General features: G+C 45.4%; 14 protein-coding genes and 1 tRNA gene. 3 read left to right on the top strand and 12 right to left on the bottom strand.

From position 1 onward, the window contains the following. Window positions 1-34: 34 nt before the first annotated feature. The 5 genes from DWX84_RS07435 to DWX84_RS07415 all read right to left on the bottom strand — a co-directional run bounded on the left by DWX84_RS07435 (window position 35) and on the right by DWX84_RS07415 (window position 7,350). The gene (locus DWX84_RS07435) at window positions 35-496 is read right to left on the bottom strand and encodes a hypothetical protein (protein WP_005868523.1); all 462 of its coding nucleotides are present in this window, start codon (window positions 494-496) and stop codon (window positions 35-37) included. A 62-nt stretch (window positions 497-558) separates the two neighbouring features. After that, entirely contained in the window at window positions 559-1,593 is a 1,035-nt protein-coding gene (locus DWX84_RS07430; RefSeq protein ID WP_005868521.1) for a DUF6340 family protein, read from the bottom strand. Window positions 1,594-1,631: 38 nt separating this feature from the next. After that, complete coding sequence (locus DWX84_RS07425) at window positions 1,632-2,483, bottom strand: sugar phosphate isomerase/epimerase (protein ID WP_048928175.1); 852 nt, start codon at window positions 2,481-2,483, stop codon at window positions 1,632-1,634. Between the two features lie 73 nt (window positions 2,484-2,556). Beyond that, on the bottom strand, window positions 2,557-4,470 hold the full coding sequence (locus DWX84_RS07420; RefSeq protein WP_229103462.1) for a sensor histidine kinase KdpD: 1,914 nt from the start codon (window positions 4,468-4,470) through the stop codon (window positions 2,557-2,559). Between the two features lie 258 nt (window positions 4,471-4,728). Beyond that, window positions 4,729-7,350 carry a valine--tRNA ligase gene (locus DWX84_RS07415; protein ID WP_005868508.1) on the bottom strand — a complete coding sequence of 874 codons (2,622 nt, stop codon included), beginning with the start codon at window positions 7,348-7,350 and terminating at the stop codon, window positions 4,729-4,731. Window positions 7,351-7,717: 367 nt separating this feature from the next. Between DWX84_RS07415 and DWX84_RS07410 the strand changes: the two genes are divergently transcribed. The 3 genes from DWX84_RS07410 (at window position 7,718) to mazG (ending at window position 11,597) form a co-directional block, all read left to right on the top strand. Then, window positions 7,718-8,632, top strand: coding sequence for an RluA family pseudouridine synthase (locus DWX84_RS07410; protein WP_005868506.1), 915 nt, complete (start codon window positions 7,718-7,720; stop codon window positions 8,630-8,632). Between the two features lie 21 nt (window positions 8,633-8,653). Then, a complete protein-coding gene (locus DWX84_RS07405) occupies window positions 8,654-10,741 on the top strand; it encodes a cytochrome c biogenesis protein CcdA (protein WP_048928173.1) in 2,088 nt (695 codons plus the stop codon). A gap of 70 nt (window positions 10,742-10,811) precedes the next feature. Next, on the top strand, window positions 10,812-11,597 hold the full coding sequence (gene mazG, locus DWX84_RS07400) for a nucleoside triphosphate pyrophosphohydrolase (protein ID WP_005858781.1): 786 nt from the start codon (window positions 10,812-10,814) through the stop codon (window positions 11,595-11,597). A 110-nt stretch (window positions 11,598-11,707) separates the two neighbouring features. Here the strand turns inward: mazG and DWX84_RS07395 are convergent, their stop codons facing one another. The 7 genes from DWX84_RS07395 to DWX84_RS07365 all read right to left on the bottom strand — a co-directional run bounded on the left by DWX84_RS07395 (window position 11,708) and on the right by DWX84_RS07365 (window position 17,034). Further along, window positions 11,708-12,181: a hypothetical protein gene (locus DWX84_RS07395; RefSeq protein WP_005858783.1), complete on the bottom strand. Its 474-nt coding sequence runs from the start codon at window positions 12,179-12,181 to the stop codon at window positions 11,708-11,710. A 46-nt stretch (window positions 12,182-12,227) separates the two neighbouring features. Beyond that, complete coding sequence (locus DWX84_RS07390) at window positions 12,228-12,620, bottom strand: hypothetical protein (RefSeq protein WP_036632978.1); 393 nt, start codon at window positions 12,618-12,620, stop codon at window positions 12,228-12,230. Window positions 12,621-12,667: 47 nt separating this feature from the next. Beyond that, window positions 12,668-13,219: an RNA polymerase sigma factor gene (locus DWX84_RS07385; protein ID WP_048928172.1), complete on the bottom strand. Its 552-nt coding sequence runs from the start codon at window positions 13,217-13,219 to the stop codon at window positions 12,668-12,670. Window positions 13,220-13,237: 18 nt separating this feature from the next. Further along, window positions 13,238-13,321, bottom strand: a tRNA-Leu gene (locus DWX84_RS07380). Between the two features lie 143 nt (window positions 13,322-13,464). Further along, entirely contained in the window at window positions 13,465-15,105 is a 1,641-nt protein-coding gene (gene groL / locus DWX84_RS07375) for a chaperonin GroEL (RefSeq protein ID WP_005858786.1), read from the bottom strand. Window positions 15,106-15,145: 40 nt separating this feature from the next. Beyond that, entirely contained in the window at window positions 15,146-15,415 is a 270-nt protein-coding gene (locus DWX84_RS07370; protein ID WP_005858788.1) for a co-chaperone GroES, read from the bottom strand. Between the two features lie 188 nt (window positions 15,416-15,603). Continuing rightward, window positions 15,604-17,034 (bottom strand): glycoside hydrolase family 30 beta sandwich domain-containing protein, encoded by a 1,431-nt coding sequence (locus DWX84_RS07365; RefSeq protein WP_122377458.1) that lies wholly within the window; start codon window positions 17,032-17,034, stop codon window positions 15,604-15,606. Window positions 17,035-17,069 lie beyond the last annotated feature (35 nt).

Raw genomic sequence — 17,069 nt, 5'->3', positions numbered from 1 at the left:
TTGTTTCTTTATTTCGGGCGCAAAGATACAGGGTTTATTTGACATCTGCAAGAAGATTCGCTAAAAAATCATCTAAATCCGCATCTAAATCTTTTAATAGAGGATCGTCCAGACGAAGCACATCATCGTCTATGAAGAGAAGTTCCTCTATCACAACAAAATCTTCATCAGTCAAGCTAACAGAAAGAGGTTTCATGAACCGGGGAGCGTCAAAAATATTCTTGGTGGATAAGATCGTAAGGACCGCCTTCACCGAAGCGGCAACCCGCTTATTGAATGCGTTCTCCTCCTCGTTCGAGTTCACCCAATCGAAGATAACGATCTTTTCGACCAAATGCTCATCATCATCATAAATTTGCAGTTCCCCGCTTTCCGCATCGGCCTGCACATATAAGTCGCTTATAAAATTACCGGACTCATCCTTGGCCAGCTTTTCAATAGCCGACGTAAAAGCATTCTCGATGAGGGATTGAACCTTTGCTATATTTGCGTTCATATATTAATTCTCCTTTATTCGAATATGCGTCAAAAGTAATAATAATTCACCGAATAACGCCGTTAATCCTCACCAAATTGCACATTTAGTTTCTTATCGGAACGAATTCGTTCGGCCAACGCCTGCACATAGAGTTCCAATAATTTGGTACTCTTATCATTATCACCACTATTACGCTTGAATAAATCGTATGATTTATGAGCCCACTCATAGGCTTCTTTTAAATCTCCTCTCATCTCATGGCATAGGGCCAGATTAGAGGCCGCCTTCGCCCGGCTTTTCCAGTTTTCCGTACCCCGGTAAAGCCCGGACCAACGATCTTCCGCCATATCCCATTTCTCATTAGCCGCATAAGCGGAAGCCTCTTTCCAACGTGAACCCATTCCGGTAAAGTACCAACGAGTCTCCTTCTCCCAATGAGGAACAAAATTAGCGTAGACCTTCGCCCCGAAATATTTACCGGCCCCACGCAAAGCATTCTCCGGAGAGGGCAATACCTTATCCAAGATCGGCATATAATCCGCACTTTCCGCCCAATAAATACTATCTTTCATATGTACCGTCGCCAGTGGAGCCTCACGATCGGGAACGTAACTGCGTATCACGCCAGCCATCTGCACGTCGATCATTCCCATTACATACCCTTCGCCCAAGGTACCTACGCTTTTCTTCATATCGAACAGCAAGCGGTCGATGGAGATAACCGCATCGGCACCGGTCTCATCGCATAGCGACACTACTTGCCCTTGGGTAAGTTTCGTATCCAGAAACGCCTGATTATCTTTTCGAACCGCATCATGGTAAAGCAATACGTCGTTAAAATAAGAAGCCTCCACGATAGCCTCCCCTAAAGTACGGCAAGCGTCAAACAGCGCACTATCCGCTTTCGCTTTGCAAGTATCCTGCTTTTCTCCCTGCAAGGTGTATTCGTAACCCGCATCCTCCGGTTGGGGGACGGCATTGTTTACGATAAGTACTTTAGCGACATTCTCTGGAAATGTCACCTCCGCAGGATTATACGTCTCGATACCTACATAATTAATCGTGCTACAAGCGGACAACAAACCCGCTATGCCTATAAAAAGAATGCTTCTCATCTTCATCTATTTAAAAGGGGGCGATTTACGCCCCCACATTATGTCAAATCACTCACAGCCTTGAAATAGCCGATAGACTCCGCGATCCCCAAGAATGGGTCTTTCATGTCTTTCTCGTATTCCAAGCTACACATTCCCGTGTAATTAACTTCCCGCATCATACGGATCAGCGCAGGGAAGTCGATCTTTCCACGACCGATCTCGATCCCGACTCCCGCCTTCGAAGAATCCGTCACGTCCTTGATATGCATATCAAACACCCGGGTGTGGTATTTCTTCAAGTCGGCCACAGGATCACAGCCGTTTCGCAAGTCATGTCCGACATCCAGACACATACCGATACGGGGGTCTAAATCCTTCGTATGCTCCCAAACGTCCGTAGCGTCGGGATACGTCTTAATATCAGGACCGTGCAAGTGGATGGCGTAATGGAAATCATACTCCTTCACTTTTTTATCCACATAGGGTAAAAGCTCGTAATTCGGGACACCGACGATCAACTTCACTCCTACCCGCTTCGCATAATCAAACGCACGGTCTATCTCTTCCTCGCTCTTCATATAAATAGGACCTACGGCATATCCCGTCACTTTATGGACAGCGCATTTATCATGAAAAGCCCTAATCTGCTCATCCGTACTATTCAACGGCAAATGGAAATCCTTGATGCAAAGATAATGGATATCTAATCGTTCCAACGTCTTCAACGTCGTATCTAAATCAAAATTAACGAAAGTATATCCCGCCATTCCCAGATGAAATGGATTTACGGCCTTCGGAGCCTTTGGTTTTACAGGGTCCGGCAAACCGGCCTTAGCGATAGCGGAAGTTCCCAACAAGAGAGCCCCGGCCAATCCTTGCTTAAAAAATAAACGTCTTGAGTGTTTCATGGTTTATATTATATATAATAATGTATACTATCATCATAAACAGTTTTCACCCCGCAAGATAATAAAAAGATCTTTACGAGCCAGCATTCGGACGAATCAGTGGCAAAGTTACATAAAAGATCGAGCCTTTTCCCAGCTCAGAGGTAACCCATATCTTTCCTCCCATTTGCTCTACCAATCCCCGACAGATAGCCAATCCCAGTCCAACGCCTTTGCTCCAACTGTCCAATTGGACAAAACGGCTGAATATGGAATCGATCTTATCTCTCGGTATTCCCTCTCCGCTATCCTCCACGAAAAACTCGACAGAAGCCGCCGTTCTCTTATATCCAAAACGGATGAACCCCTTCTCGGTATGCTTGATCGAATTCGTGAGCAAATTCGTAAGGATTTGTGTCAAGCGGTTCTTATCAGCCTCCATCACCAAGGCCTCGCAGTCGTTCAGTCGCAACTCTATGCCCGACGGCATACGCAACAAGATCATGCTATAAATCTCTTTCATCAGCAAACCAATATCCAGCTCCTTATAAATCAGAGGCATGGAATTTGACTCGATCTTGGATAGATCGAGCACATCCCCGATCAACCGCTGCAACAACTCATTATTACTCTGGATGATATTTGAGAACTCAAGCCTTGTCTCCCGGTCTTCCTCATCCACCAATACTTGCGAGAAACCTACGATAGCGTTCAAAGGTGTCCGTATCTCATGATTCATATTGGCAAGGAAAGCCGATTTCAGACGATCGGCTTCCTCCGCCTTATCTTTTGCCTGTTTCAATTGCAATCCATATTTATGCCGTGAATAAGAAATATATCCCAAAGAGCAACAGACCAGCAACAATAGAACAAGCCCTCCACCCATCACCAATAATTTCGTACGTGAATGAGCCGCCTCCAATTCCATCTTCTTATTTGCCAATTCCAATTTATCCACGTCATGACGAGCTCGTAAATTCGCTAAATCATTATAAAATGCAGCATTAGTCACTGAATCCTTCAAACTGATATACTCGCGATACGCATCCGCAGCCTCCATTCCATGGCCTGAATTATAACATATTATGGCCTTATCCTTCATCAATCCCAATACGGATACCGCCCTCTTACGTTGTAAGCAATAATCAATTAACTCATTAGCCAATGCTTTCCCCCGCTCATAATCGCCCGATATCCGATAATAGAGTAAACGGATATTAGAAATCGAGAGATATTCATCCCTCATGTTACAGTCTTTAACCAACTTCTCTGCACGAACTAGATGGTAAGATGTGAGAGAGACATCTTTCTTATCAATACCCAGCAAGGCGTAACTACGGTGATAGAGGTATTTAACATAATATAAAGGAGTATCTTCGTCTAATTCCTCTATTCCTTTTTCTTCGCATTCCACGATATACTCTTTCAATTTCTTTAAATAAAACAGTCTCTTCGATGCTTGGATATTTTCATTTTGTAAATGCCGGATAACGGTAATCCTTTTGGCCAATGGGGAATCCCTTTTCTCCATATCCAGGAAAACCTCCTCATACAAGGCGATTCCCTCCGCGTCAAATCCCGTACTGAAGTAAAAATCCGCCAGGGCTTGATTCGCCATATCGATACCATCCGGAAAATCAAGTTCGCTGGATAGATCTTTCAATGCCTGTACATTCTCTAGCACCCTTTCCTTCTCGCCATTACTCGATAAAGCGTAAATATACCATCCTTTAATCCGGCAAAGATCCTCATAACGTTTTTGGGCTAAATAAATAGGCTCGGCTTTCTTTATGAAAAAATACATACTGTCTATATTCCGGGAATAATAATACCGGATGATCTGGAACAAAGCGTTGCCTTTATAAGTATCATCCTTACTCAACTCCGCCTCCTTGAGCAATCTATCCGCATAATATTTATAATCCAGCCCTTGTCCTTTATCACTAGCAAGTTCATCCAACTTCACAAGCCTGTCACCCGAAGGCATTTTTGCCAGCACACATTCCATGCTATCGATATCAGTGGCCGCAGTAGCTACAAATATTGGGGTAAGAGATAAATATATTATTAACAGTATGTTTCGCATTTAAAGTTTACAAAATAGACATCAATTAGTTAATGTGTGGCAAGTTAGTAAAATTTAGACAACGGCGTATCATTATTTACAAGTTTAATATTATAATTTTCAACTCAATCAACAAAAAAGCCTATATCAATCAAAGAAAGATTGATATAGGCTCTTATTTCAAAGAAACAGCTGTTCTCTTTATTTTGTCAAGGCGGCGATACTTTCCTCGATAGACTTAATCTTCGATTCGGCATCGGCTTGCTTTTTCTTCTCCATCTCGATTACTTTCGCCGGGGCTTTGCTTACGAAATTCTCATTGCCTAATTTCTTCATGACAGAAGTCAAGAAACCTTTTTGGTATTTCAATTCTTCTTGAAGCTTAGCCAACTCTTCTTCCACATTGATCAGATTGCCTAAAGGTACGGCATATTCAGTCGTACGTACCAAGAACGATACAGCGCCGGCCGCTTTCTCCTCTACCTTGGAGATGGAAGAGAGGTTACACATCTTAGCGATCACAGCGTTGAATGCCTCATTGTGCTCACCCACGATCTGCAATTCCAGCGCATCCTTATTCGGTATATTCTTTTGCAAACGAATTGTACGGACACCGCCAACGATCTCTTTCACGATCTCGAAAGCATCCAAATAAGCGCTATCCGCAACAGCTACTTCCGGCATTTGGGCAACCATCAAGCTCTCACCTTCCTTACGAGGCTCAAGGGCTTGCCATAATTCCTCGGTAATAAACGGCATGAAAGGATGAAGCAAACGAAGCAAGGCATCGAAGAAACCTAACGTAGCCTCATAAGTAGCCTTGTCGATCGGCTGCTGATACCCCGGTTTTACCATCTCCAGATACCAAGACGAGAACTCATCCCAGAACAATTTATAGACAGCCATCATCGCTTCGCTCAGACGATATTTACTGAAAGAGTCGTCTACCTCGGCAATCGTCTTATCCAGCTGCATTTTGAACCATTTCACGGCGATAGCGGAAGCCTCCGGCTGAGCGATCGTATCGTCTACCGTCCAGCCCTTCACCAAGCGGAAAGCATTCCATATCTTATTATTGAAGTTACGTCCTTGCTCACACAAAGCATCATCGAAAGGAATATCATTTCCGGCAGGAGCCGCGAGCATCAAGCCCATACGCACGCCGTCCGCACCGTATTGCTCGATCAATTGCAACGGATCGGGAGAGTTTCCTAAAGATTTGGACATTTTACGTCCCAGCTTATCGCGAACGATACCCGTAAAGTAGACGCTCTTGAACGGCATTTTCCCTCTGTACTCATAGCCGGCCATAATCATACGGGCTACCCAGAAGAAGATGATATCCGGTCCGGTTACCAAATCACTGGTCGGATAGTAATAATTGATTTCCTCGTTATCCGGGTTATTGATACCGTCGAACAGGGAGATCGGCCACAACCAAGAGGAGAACCAAGTATCCAATACGTCCTCGTCCTGACGCAAATCAGACATGGTCAGATTCGGGTTACCGCATTTCTCTTTCGCCAGTTCCAAAGCTTTCTCTTCCGTCTCGGCTACCACGTAACCGCCTTCCGGCAAGAAGTAAGCCGGGATACGGTGCCCCCACCAAAGCTGACGGCTGATACACCAGTCCTTGATATTCTCCATCCAATGGCGATAGGTATTCTTGAATTTCGGCGGATAGAACTTGATATCGTCGTTCATGACCGGCTCCAAGGCGATCTGGGCTAGATGTTCCATCTTCAAGAACCATTGCATAGACAATTTCGGTTCGATAGGCACGTTCGTACGCTCCGAGAAACCCACCTTGTTCTCGTAAGCCTCTACCTTCTCCAAAAGGTCAGCGTTACGCAAGTCTTCCTCGATTTGCTTGCGGACATCAAAACGATCCATGCCCACGTACAGGCCAGCGGCCTCGCTCAGCGTACCGTTATCGTTGAATATATCGATAGAAGGCAAATTATATTTCTCGCCCAACATATAGTCGTTTACATCGTGTGCCGGGGTCACTTTCAAACAGCCCGTACCGAACTCTATATCTACGTAATCATCCTCGATCACCGGAATCTCACGGCCTACCAGCGGAACGATCACTTTCTTTCCTCTCAGATGTTGGTTCTTCGGGTCGTTCGGGTTGATACACATCGCCGTATCTCCCATAATCGTCTCCGGACGGGTAGTGGCGACAATGGCGTATCCCTCCTCGCCTACGATCTTATAGCGAAGATAGTACAACTTACTATGCTCTTCCTTATAGATAACCTCCTCATCGGACAGGGCCGTCAACGCCTTCGGGTCCCAATTCACCATACGGACACCCCGGTAGATCAAACCTTTCTTATATAGATCGACAAAAACCTTGATAACGCTCTCCGAACGTTTCTCGTCCATCGTGAACGCCGTACGATCCCAATCGCAGGAAGCACCCAATTTACGAAGCTGCTTCAAGATAATGCCGCCATGCTCTTCTTTCCATTCCCAAGCATGCCGCAAAAACTCGTCGCGAGTCAGATCGGTCTTCTTGATTCCTTGCCCAGCCAAACGATTCACCACTTTCGCCTCCGTTGCGATCGAAGCATGGTCCGTACCCGGTACCCAACAAGCGTTCTTACCCATCATACGGGCACGGCGAACCAAGATATCTTGGATCGTATTGTTAAGCATATGTCCCATGTGCAATACGCCGGTGACGTTAGGGGGCGGGATTACAATCGTATACGGCTCACGGCCGTCTGGCTTTGACTTAAAGAAGCCGTTATCCAACCAATACTGATACCACTTCCCCTCTACTTCAGCGGGATTGTACTTACTAGCGATTTCCATATTTTTATAACTAATTAGTCTTTACACATTTCTCGATCCGCGAAAGTACAAAAAATATAGACAAAAAACGCTGAGCATCGGGAAATATAGTCGGCCGAGACAATAGGCATTCCCTGTCGGACACGCCACTATTCTACAAACCACGACGTGGTTTATACAGACCAAGCCGTGGATTGTACAGATCACGACGTGATTTATAAGGACCACGCCACTATTTTGAAAATAGAGTGAATGGCAATTACTTTTACATCCGGGGATTTGAAGGTTTATTCCTATAACAAGCAAACTATTTATAACGGTTTTTCTATTCCGCGCTATTGCAGTTTCGCGTAAATGCCTGTATCTTCGCGTACTATAAAAAATAGATATGAGAAAGCGATCTGAGTATAAAGGAGGGGATAATCGACGTAAACCCTCTAAAGAACGACGGGTAACGGTGGGTGAAAGTAACACTTTGCTACCTTTCCTGTTCGAGTTATTAAAAGAACAGAGCCGTTCATCCGTGAAAGGATTATTGAGCAGGGGACAGATCTCGGTAAACGGGAAAGTCACCCGGCAGTTCGATGCCCCGCTGAACCCTAACGATACGGTCGGAATCAACTATGGAAGAGGGAAGGTGGAATTCAACAACCCGTTACTTAGAATTGTTTGGGAAGACGACGACCTCATCGTGATCAACAAGCGGGAAGGTTTGCTATCCGTATCTACCGATCGTATCAAGGAGCGTACGGCCTACCGTATACTGAGCGATTACGTGAAAGAATGCGACCCTCGCAACAAGATATTCGTCTTGCACCGTCTGGACCGAGACACATCGGGTATCATGATGTTCGCCAAGAACCAGAAGGTAAAAGAGCAACTACAGTCCAACTGGAGCGAGGCTATCACGCAACGGACCTACGTGGCCGTGATAGAGGGACGACCGGAGAAAGACACGGATTTGATCGTATCCAACCTCGTGGAGAACAAGCATATGCAAGTGTACGTGACACAAGATGGTGACGGGAAGGAAGCGATCACACGCTACCGCCTCCTGCAAACGAACAATCGCTATTCGCTCGTGGAACTCGATCTGGAGACGGGACGCAAGAACCAAATCCGTGCGCAGATGCAATCCATCGGCCATCCGATAGCCGGAGACTCTAAATACGGGGCGGAGACAAATCCTGCCGGACGCTTGATGCTCCATGCCCGCAGGCTCTGTTTCATCCATCCGGTAACAGGCGAGGAGATGCGCTTCGAGACACGGATCCCGGAGAAATTCACATCGACAGCAAAGTAATCTATCAATAAAGGACAAAAAATGAAGAAACTCATCAGTTCGATCATGCTGGCGCTAATAGCGCTGGTAGCGCAGGCGCAAATACTTACGCCTGTCAAGTGGAAAATTAAACTAGACGACAAGGGCGGCGCACCCGAGAAAGAGATCGTCTTTACCGCCACGGCGGACAAAGGTTGGCACCTGTATGACATGAACCTGCCGGAAGGAGGTCCTGTTTCTACATCTTTCACATTCGAGACATTGAATGGAGCTGAACTGATCGGTCAACCGGTTCCTTCGGTAAAGCCGACCACGGTTTACGACGAGCAATTTGCCATGAATCTTCGTTGGTATCCGGGTACGGTATCGTTCACCCAAAAACTAAAGGTTACCGATCCCGCTAAATTCAAGGCGGAGGGCGAGGTGGAATTTATGGCTTGTAATGACGAGACTTGTCTTCCCCCGGATCAAATACCTTTCTCTTTCGATAAGAAAAGTATCCATGTAGATCCAGCTCTGGCAGCTAACAGCTCGACTACAGAGGTGGATAAAGAGGACGCCACGGCCATACAGCCGGATACGCAAGTCGTAGCGGAAGAGGCCAGCGAGTTGAACACTCCGGACCCTGCCGCTAAAGAGACACCGGCTACGACATCTCCTAAAGCGTCCGACAGCTTAACCGACAGCCCGAATCTTTGGTCTCCGGTGATCGACCAATTGAAATCGTTCGGCGACGCTACGGTATCGGCGGCGGATACCTCTTGGTTATTCATCTTCTTCGCGGGTTTCTTGGGAGGTTTGATCGCCTTATTGACTCCTTGCGTTTGGCCGATGATCCCTATGACGGTTAGCTTCTTCCTGAAACGTACGAAAGATCGTAAGAAAGCGATTCGCGACGCTATCACCTATGGGTTATCTATTATCGTAATCTATTTGGTGATGGGCTTGTTGATCACCGGTATCTTCGGAGCGAGCGCATTGAATGATTTATCAACGAACGCGATCTTTAATATCCTGTTCTTCTTGCTGTTGGTAGTATTCGCAGTCTCCTTCTTCGGAGCCTTCGAGCTGGTATTACCTGCGTCATGGACCAGTAAATTGGATAGCAAGGCCGATTCAACGACCGGTATATTGAGTATTTTCTTTATGTCGTTTACGTTGGTATTGGTATCTTTCTCTTGTACGGGTCCGATTATCGGAACCTTGTTGGTACAGGCAGCTTCTATGGGTACGGCGGTAGGACCGGCTATCGGTATGTTCGGTTTCGCCTTGGCTTTATCCATCCCGTTCAGCGTCTTCGCCATCTTCCCGAATATGCTGCAAAGTATGCCGAAATCCGGCGGATGGTTGAATTCAGTGAAGGTCGTATTGGGCTTCTTGGAGTTGGCATTGGCTTTGAAGTTCCTTTCCGTAGCGGACTTAGCGTATGGTTGGCGTTTACTAGACCGTGAGGCTTTTATCGTGCTTTGGATCGTGATCTTCAGCTTATTGGGTGTTTATTTATTAGGAAAGATCAAGTTTAGCCACGATAGCGAAGTAAAATATGTATCTGTTCCTCGTCTGTTTATGGCGATTATCTCTTTCGCTTTCGCCATTTACATGGTTCCGGGACTTTGGGGCGCTCCGTTAAAGGCGATCAGCGCATTCGCTCCTCCGTTGTATACACAAGATTTCAATCTATACAAAAACGAGGTACACGCCGCGTTCGACGATTATGAATCCGGTATGGCTTATGCCAAGAAGGTAAATAAACCCGTCATGATCGATTTCTCCGGTTTCGGTTGCGTAAACTGCCGTAAGATGGAGGCTTCCGTTTGGACGGATCCTAAGGTGAAGCAAATGCTAGAAAATGATTACGTGCTAATCACTCTCATGGTAGACGATAAGACAAAACTCCCGCAACCCATCGAGATCCAAGAGAACGGAAAGACTCGTAAGTTGAAGACGATCGGTGATAAATGGAGTTATTTGCAACGAAGCAAGTTCGGTTCTAACGCCCAGCCATTCTACATCTTATTGAATGACGAGGGACAGCCGCTCGGACCTTCATACGCATTCAATGAGGATGTTTCCAAATACATCCAGTTCCTTCAAAACGGATTGAAAGAATTCAAGAAAGAACAACAATAAAACACATACAGAGGGCAGGGTAGAACCCGGCCCTCTTTCTTTTACAATCATTATCGAATAAGTAAATAATATGGCAACTAGAGAAGAGAAGATGGAAGCCTTCGGGCAATTACTCGACATTCTGGATGAATTACGAGTAAAATGCCCATGGGATCGTAAACAGACAAACGAGAGCCTCCGCACGAATACGATCGAGGAAACCTATGAATTATGCGAGGCCCTGATGCGTGAGGATAACACAAACATAAAAAAGGAATTAGGAGACCTGTTATTGCACATCGTCTTTTACTCCAAGATCGGCGAGGAAAAAGAAGCTTTCGATATCAAGGATGTCTGCGACAGCCTTTGCCAGAAACTGATTTACCGCCATCCACACGTATTCGGAGATACCTCCGCCGATACCGCCCAAAAGGTAGAGCAAAGCTGGGAGCAGCTTAAATTAAAAGAAAAGGGGGGTAACAAAACCGTGCTGGAAGGTGTTCCCGCTTCCCTCCCATCCGTAGTAAAAGCGCATCGTATCCAAGATAAGGCCCGTAACGTAGGTTTCGACTGGGAACAACGGGATCAAGTATGGGATAAGGTACAGGAGGAATTTAATGAGTTGAAAACCGAGATAGACAGGATGGACGCAGATAAGATGGAAGCTGAGTTCGGAGATCTCTTCTTTAGCTTGATCAACGCTGCCCGCCTATACAAAATAAATCCGGACAACGCATTGGAACGCACGAACCAGAAGTTTATCCGCCGTTTTAATTATCTGGAGGAACATACGATCCAAGAAGGTCGTTCCTTGAAAGATATGACATTGGAGGAAATGGACCAACTATGGAATGAGGCCAAGGCCAAAGGCTTATAAAGCTAGGATAAGGGCAAAACAAAAGGGGAACCGACATCACGTCGCCACCCCTCCCTTAACTTAAACGCCAAAACTAAATCTAAACAAAAAACACAAATAATGATAATATTTTACTTTTTCTGTTTTTCTTCCTTCTTGTTGTCCCGACCACTCTTCATAAAATTCCGGACAAACTTATATTCCGCATTTCGGTACTTATAGACCTTTTCGGGAGAAAGTATCTTCTTGAATCTCTCAAAATACTCTTTTTCCAACTGTGCCTCTTTTATCTCAACATCCAGACATTCGTCTATCACTTTGTTATAATCAGCATCTGTCGGATTCTCCTTATGTCGAATTTCTTTTGATAACTTACGACATTCACGACCTACCTCAAATTTTTTCTGTCGCAACTCATTGCATAAAGGAATAAATTGTGCAGCTTCCTCAGGTGTAAGGCCAACTTCAGCCGTAATAAAAGCATTCCGCCTTGCTTCGAATGCTTCTCTATCAAAATGTCTTTGCTCTTTCTTCTCTTGTGCCGTAGCATTGAAAGAGAGTAGAACCGAAATCGCTACAAATGTAATGAAAAATATTTTATTCATACAAGTATTATTACAAAAATCTTCGATAAAATTACTATTTTAAACTTTATTCAGAATAGGAAAGTTCCTCATCTAAGAGATAATTGGCGTACTGAACTTCCAAATACTCCAAATACTCCTCATCTTCTTCCGCTTCAATAGCGTCTAAAGCCGTTGTCGGGACTTCCGTCCGGACCAGTAAAGAATCAGACGCAGTACTACCATCGGAACCGTTTATTCCCACGATAGCCTTGAAAAACAAACCAAGACCAGCGAATACCGCAGCCATGTACAACCACGGACGAACACGATCCATCAAGGAAATCCGTTTCGCCCTCTCCTCCGGCTTCTCGGGGAGCTGACTCATGATCCGCTCCGTAAGCCCTTCCATATACCCTTCCGGTACAGTGAAAGGATTAGTTCCTTTCAAGCGATCTAGGTTGTTTTCTTCTTTTTTCATACTTTTTCTCTTTTTATATTGCTTTGACAGCGATTCGGGCAAAAGGTTTAAATCTCTTTTGTTAAAAACTCCTCGATTTTTTTCACCGCATGATGATACGAGGCCTTCAAAGCCCCGACAGAGGTACCTAGTATCTCGGACATCTCCTCGTACTTCATCTCCTCGTTATACTTCATATTGAAAACCAAGCGTTGTTTCTCCGGCAAGGTAAGAATAGCGTTTTGCAATCTTACCTGTATCTCGTCACCATCGAAGTATTCATCCCCTTTCAAACGTTCCAGCAAAAAGGTATCCGCATCGTCGATAGATACGTTATTCATATTTCGCTGTTTGTTTAGGAAAGTAATGCATTCGTTGATCGCGATCTTATAAAGCCATGTAGATAATTTGGCCTCACCGCGAAAAAGCTCGATGTTCGTCCAAGCTTTCAAAAATGTATTTTGGAGTAAGTCGTTCGCATCCTCATGATCCAGTACCATCTTTCGTATATGCCAATACAACTTCTCGCCATACAAGCTTACGACCTTGGCGAAGGCCTCACGTTGTCGGGCCGGGTCCCGAAGCTGTACTACAATTTCGTCTTCTGTATAGGATTGCATTTTTTCTATTTTGGGAAGTGCCCAGAACAGGACTCGAACCTGCACGATCGCAAAACCACTCGCACCTGAAACGAGCGCGTCTACCAATTCCGCCACCTGGGCTTTTTTTAATCATTCTGAAGCGCAACCTATCGGTATTGCGCATACAAAGGTAATCGTTTTTTCCAATTAGCAAGCAAATGAAAATAAAAAAAGCGACCGTCCCTTCCGGAACGGCCGCCCATATCATTAATCACGGGAGTCGATTACATCATACCACCCATTCCGCCGCCCATACCCGGGTTCATCGGAGGCATAGCCGGAGTCTCTTCTTTCTTCTCTGCGATCACACACTCTGTAGTCAAGAACATACCTGCGATAGAAGCAGCGTTCTCCAATGCTACGCGAGTTACCTTAGCCGGGTCGATTACACCAGCCTCGCACAAATTCTCGAAACAGTCCTTACGAGCGTTGTAACCGAAGTCGCCCTTGCCTTCCTTCACTTTCTGAACGATAACGGCACCTTCCTTACCAGCGTTAGCTACGATCTGGCGAAGCGGCTCCTCGATAGCGCGCTTAACGATCTCGATACCTGTAGTCTCGTCCTCGTTGTCGCCCTTCATACCTTCCAATGCATCGATAGCACGGATATAGGCAACACCACCACCGGGCACCGTACCTTCTTCGATAGCGGCACGAGTTGCGTGCAATGCGTCATCCACACGGTCTTTCTTCTCTTTCATCTCAACCTCAGAAGGAGCACCTACGTAAAGAACAGCTACACCGCCGGCCATCTTAGCCAAACGCTCTTGCAATTTCTCTTTATCGTAATCAGATGTCGTGTTCTCCATCTGGATCTTGATCTGGCCGATACGAGCTTGGATAGCCTCCTTGTCACCAGCACCATTTACAATGGTAGTGGTATCTTTGTCTACCGTGATCTTCTCAGCGGTACCTAGCATATCCATTGTAGCACCTTCCAATTTCAAACCTTTCTCCTCAGAGATAACCGTACCGCCTGTCAATACAGCGATATCTTCCAACATAGCCTTACGACGGTCGCCGAAGCCCGGAGCCTTAACAGCGCAGATCTTCAAGGAACCACGCAGACGGTTCACTACCAATGTAGCCAAAGCCTCGCTGTCGATATCCTCAGCGATGATCAAAAGAGGACGTCCGCTCTGTACGGTCGGCTCAAGGATAGGAAGAAGGTCTTTTAATACGGAGATCTTCTTGTCATAAATCAAGATATACGGATTCTCCATCTGGCACTCCATCTTCTCTGTATCCGTTACGAAGTACGGAGAGATATAACCGCGGTCGAACTGCATACCCTCAACTACGTCAACTGTAGTTTCAGTACCTTTAGCTTCCTCAACCGTGATAACACCTTCAGTCTTCACACGTTGCATAGCCTCCGCGATCAACTTACCGATAGCCTCGTCACCATTTGCGGAGATCTTCGCTACATGCTCGATCTTCTCGAACTTATCACCTACAGCCTCAGCTTGGTTAGCGATGCTCTCTACAACCTTAGCGACAGCCTTGTCGATACCACGTTTCAAATCCATCGGGTTCGCTCCGGCAGTAACGTTCTTTAAACCGACACCAATGATAGACTGAGCCAAAACCGTAGCTGTAGTCGTACCGTCACCGGCGTTATCGTTTGTCTTGGAAGCCACTTCCTTAACCAATTGAGCACCCATGTTCTCGAACGGGCAAGTCAACTCTACTTCTTTAGCAACCGTTACACCATCTTTCGTGATGTGAGGAGCTCCGAATTTCTTCTCGATAATTACGTTACGACCTTTCGGGCCTAATGTTACCTTAACGGCATTAGCCAACTCATCCACACCTTTCTTCAAAAGGTCGCGGGCATCCATATCGTATTTAATCTCTTTTGCCATGATTGTATTTCTTTTTAATATTGTTGTTTATAAAAATGAATTAGATAATAGCTAAAACGTCTGCTTGGCGCATGATCAAGTATTTCTCACCGTCTAGTTCGATTTCCGTACCCGCATACTTACCATACAATACGTTATCACCAACCTTTACAACCATCTCCTCGTCTTTCGTTCCGTTACCTACGGCTACAATCTCACCCTTTAAAGGTTTTTCCTTTGCTGAGTCAGGAATAATAATTCCACCTAATGTTTTCTCTTCCGCAGCGGCCGGCTTAATCAGCACGCGGTCTGCTAATGGTCTAATGTTCATTTTCTTGGTATTTTAAATGTTAATAATATTACTTTTTTAGTTATGAACTTTATGTTCACGCCTAAGCCTATGCGAATAGTGTGCCAAACGAATTCACCCGGGTTCGACTGACAATATTTCGGACGAAATGGACAAATATCCGAAGAGATAACTGACAACTTGTCTTTTTGCATCTCTCAAAAGGAGAATCAATCGACCAGCAGCGTATTCATGGAATATGCTTTTACGATCGGAGTATAGACTCGATCGCCGATGCGAATGGAAAGAGAATGATCATCACTGGTCTCATTGGCGATAATCAAGGCGATACTGTTATCCGGGTTACGGAATGCCAGCAGATTCGTATAAGCTCCTTCCGTTTCTAATTTATACGCACCGGGCTGGACATAATGGCTGACATGTTTCATCACGTAGTATTCCGGAGTATATCGATAGCTCTTGGTTTGCGGATCTACGACAACCAATGAGTTTTGCGCCCATCCCCAACGACTGATCCCTCCATTTTCCAAAGATATATTCCAATACATATAGGCAGAAACGCCATTATCCAGAAAATGTCGCATCAACCCCCAAGAATACATGGCACCCTTCCAATCGTTCTTGCCATCTCCACATTCTTGCTCGGTTTGGTAAAGCTTCAACCCGGGATAACGTTTGTGGATTCCGGTGATAGCTCCCTTACCCGCCCATTGGAAACCGACACCTTTTACATATTTACCACTAACAGGATCTGTCAATACCGTATCAACAAGCGACTCATTCGCACGTTCCATCGTGCCGAACATAATTTCCACTCCTTGAACCTGCATGGCCGGCCCGAGATAATTACCGATAAAATTAGCCAAAGAAGCCGATGTCCAACAACAACTCGGGAATATTTGCGCAGAGTTGAACTCGTTTTGGGACATTACGGCAAAGATTGGAATTCCTTGTTTCTTATAGGCCTCGATAAATTTAGAGAAATAGAGGGCATAGGCTTTCAGGTAAAGAGGGTCTTGGATAAACATATCCGTACCTTCATGGCCGACCTTATCGGCCGGCAAACCATTTCGATACTTCTCGTCATAATTCTCACCCGTATAGGCAGAGGCATAGTGTTTGTTATATTTCATCCAAGCGGGAGGGCACCACGGGGAAGCCCACAAGCGTAAATCTGGTTGATACTTTTGGGCGTTCTTGATAAAAGGGATCAAGGTTTGTTGGTCATTGGCGATGGTAAAATGTTCCATCGTGAAATCACCATCTACCTCGTCATACGAATACCAATCACGGGAGAAATCATTTGCTCCTACAGGCATCCGGCAAATCGTGAAGTTGGCTCCGACTCCGGGGAAGAAAAGCTCTTCCATGATTTCCTCACGTACACTTGGCTCCAGCTTACTCAAGGAAAGCCAACCTAATTCATTAAAACAGGCTCCGAAACCATCAATTTGTTGTTGATGCTTTTCTGTTAGAATTGTTATATCAATATTAGGTATCGTATCCGCAAGGGCGGAGATCAGATCGGGTTGCTCAGCCCAAGGGGAATTCTCGGTTGTCGTTACCCACTCGGCACGGGGGGTGAAAGAGCAGGAAGAAAAGTATAAAGATATTGAGAGTATAAAAACAGGTATTTTCATGGTCGTTTCATTAATTTATAAGTTTAGAACCATTT

The organism is Parabacteroides sp. AF21-43, from assembly GCF_003635435.1.
Taxonomy (GTDB): domain Bacteria; phylum Bacteroidota; class Bacteroidia; order Bacteroidales; family Tannerellaceae; genus Parabacteroides; species Parabacteroides distasonis.
This window is presented reverse-complemented; position numbering and strand designations above follow the sequence as displayed.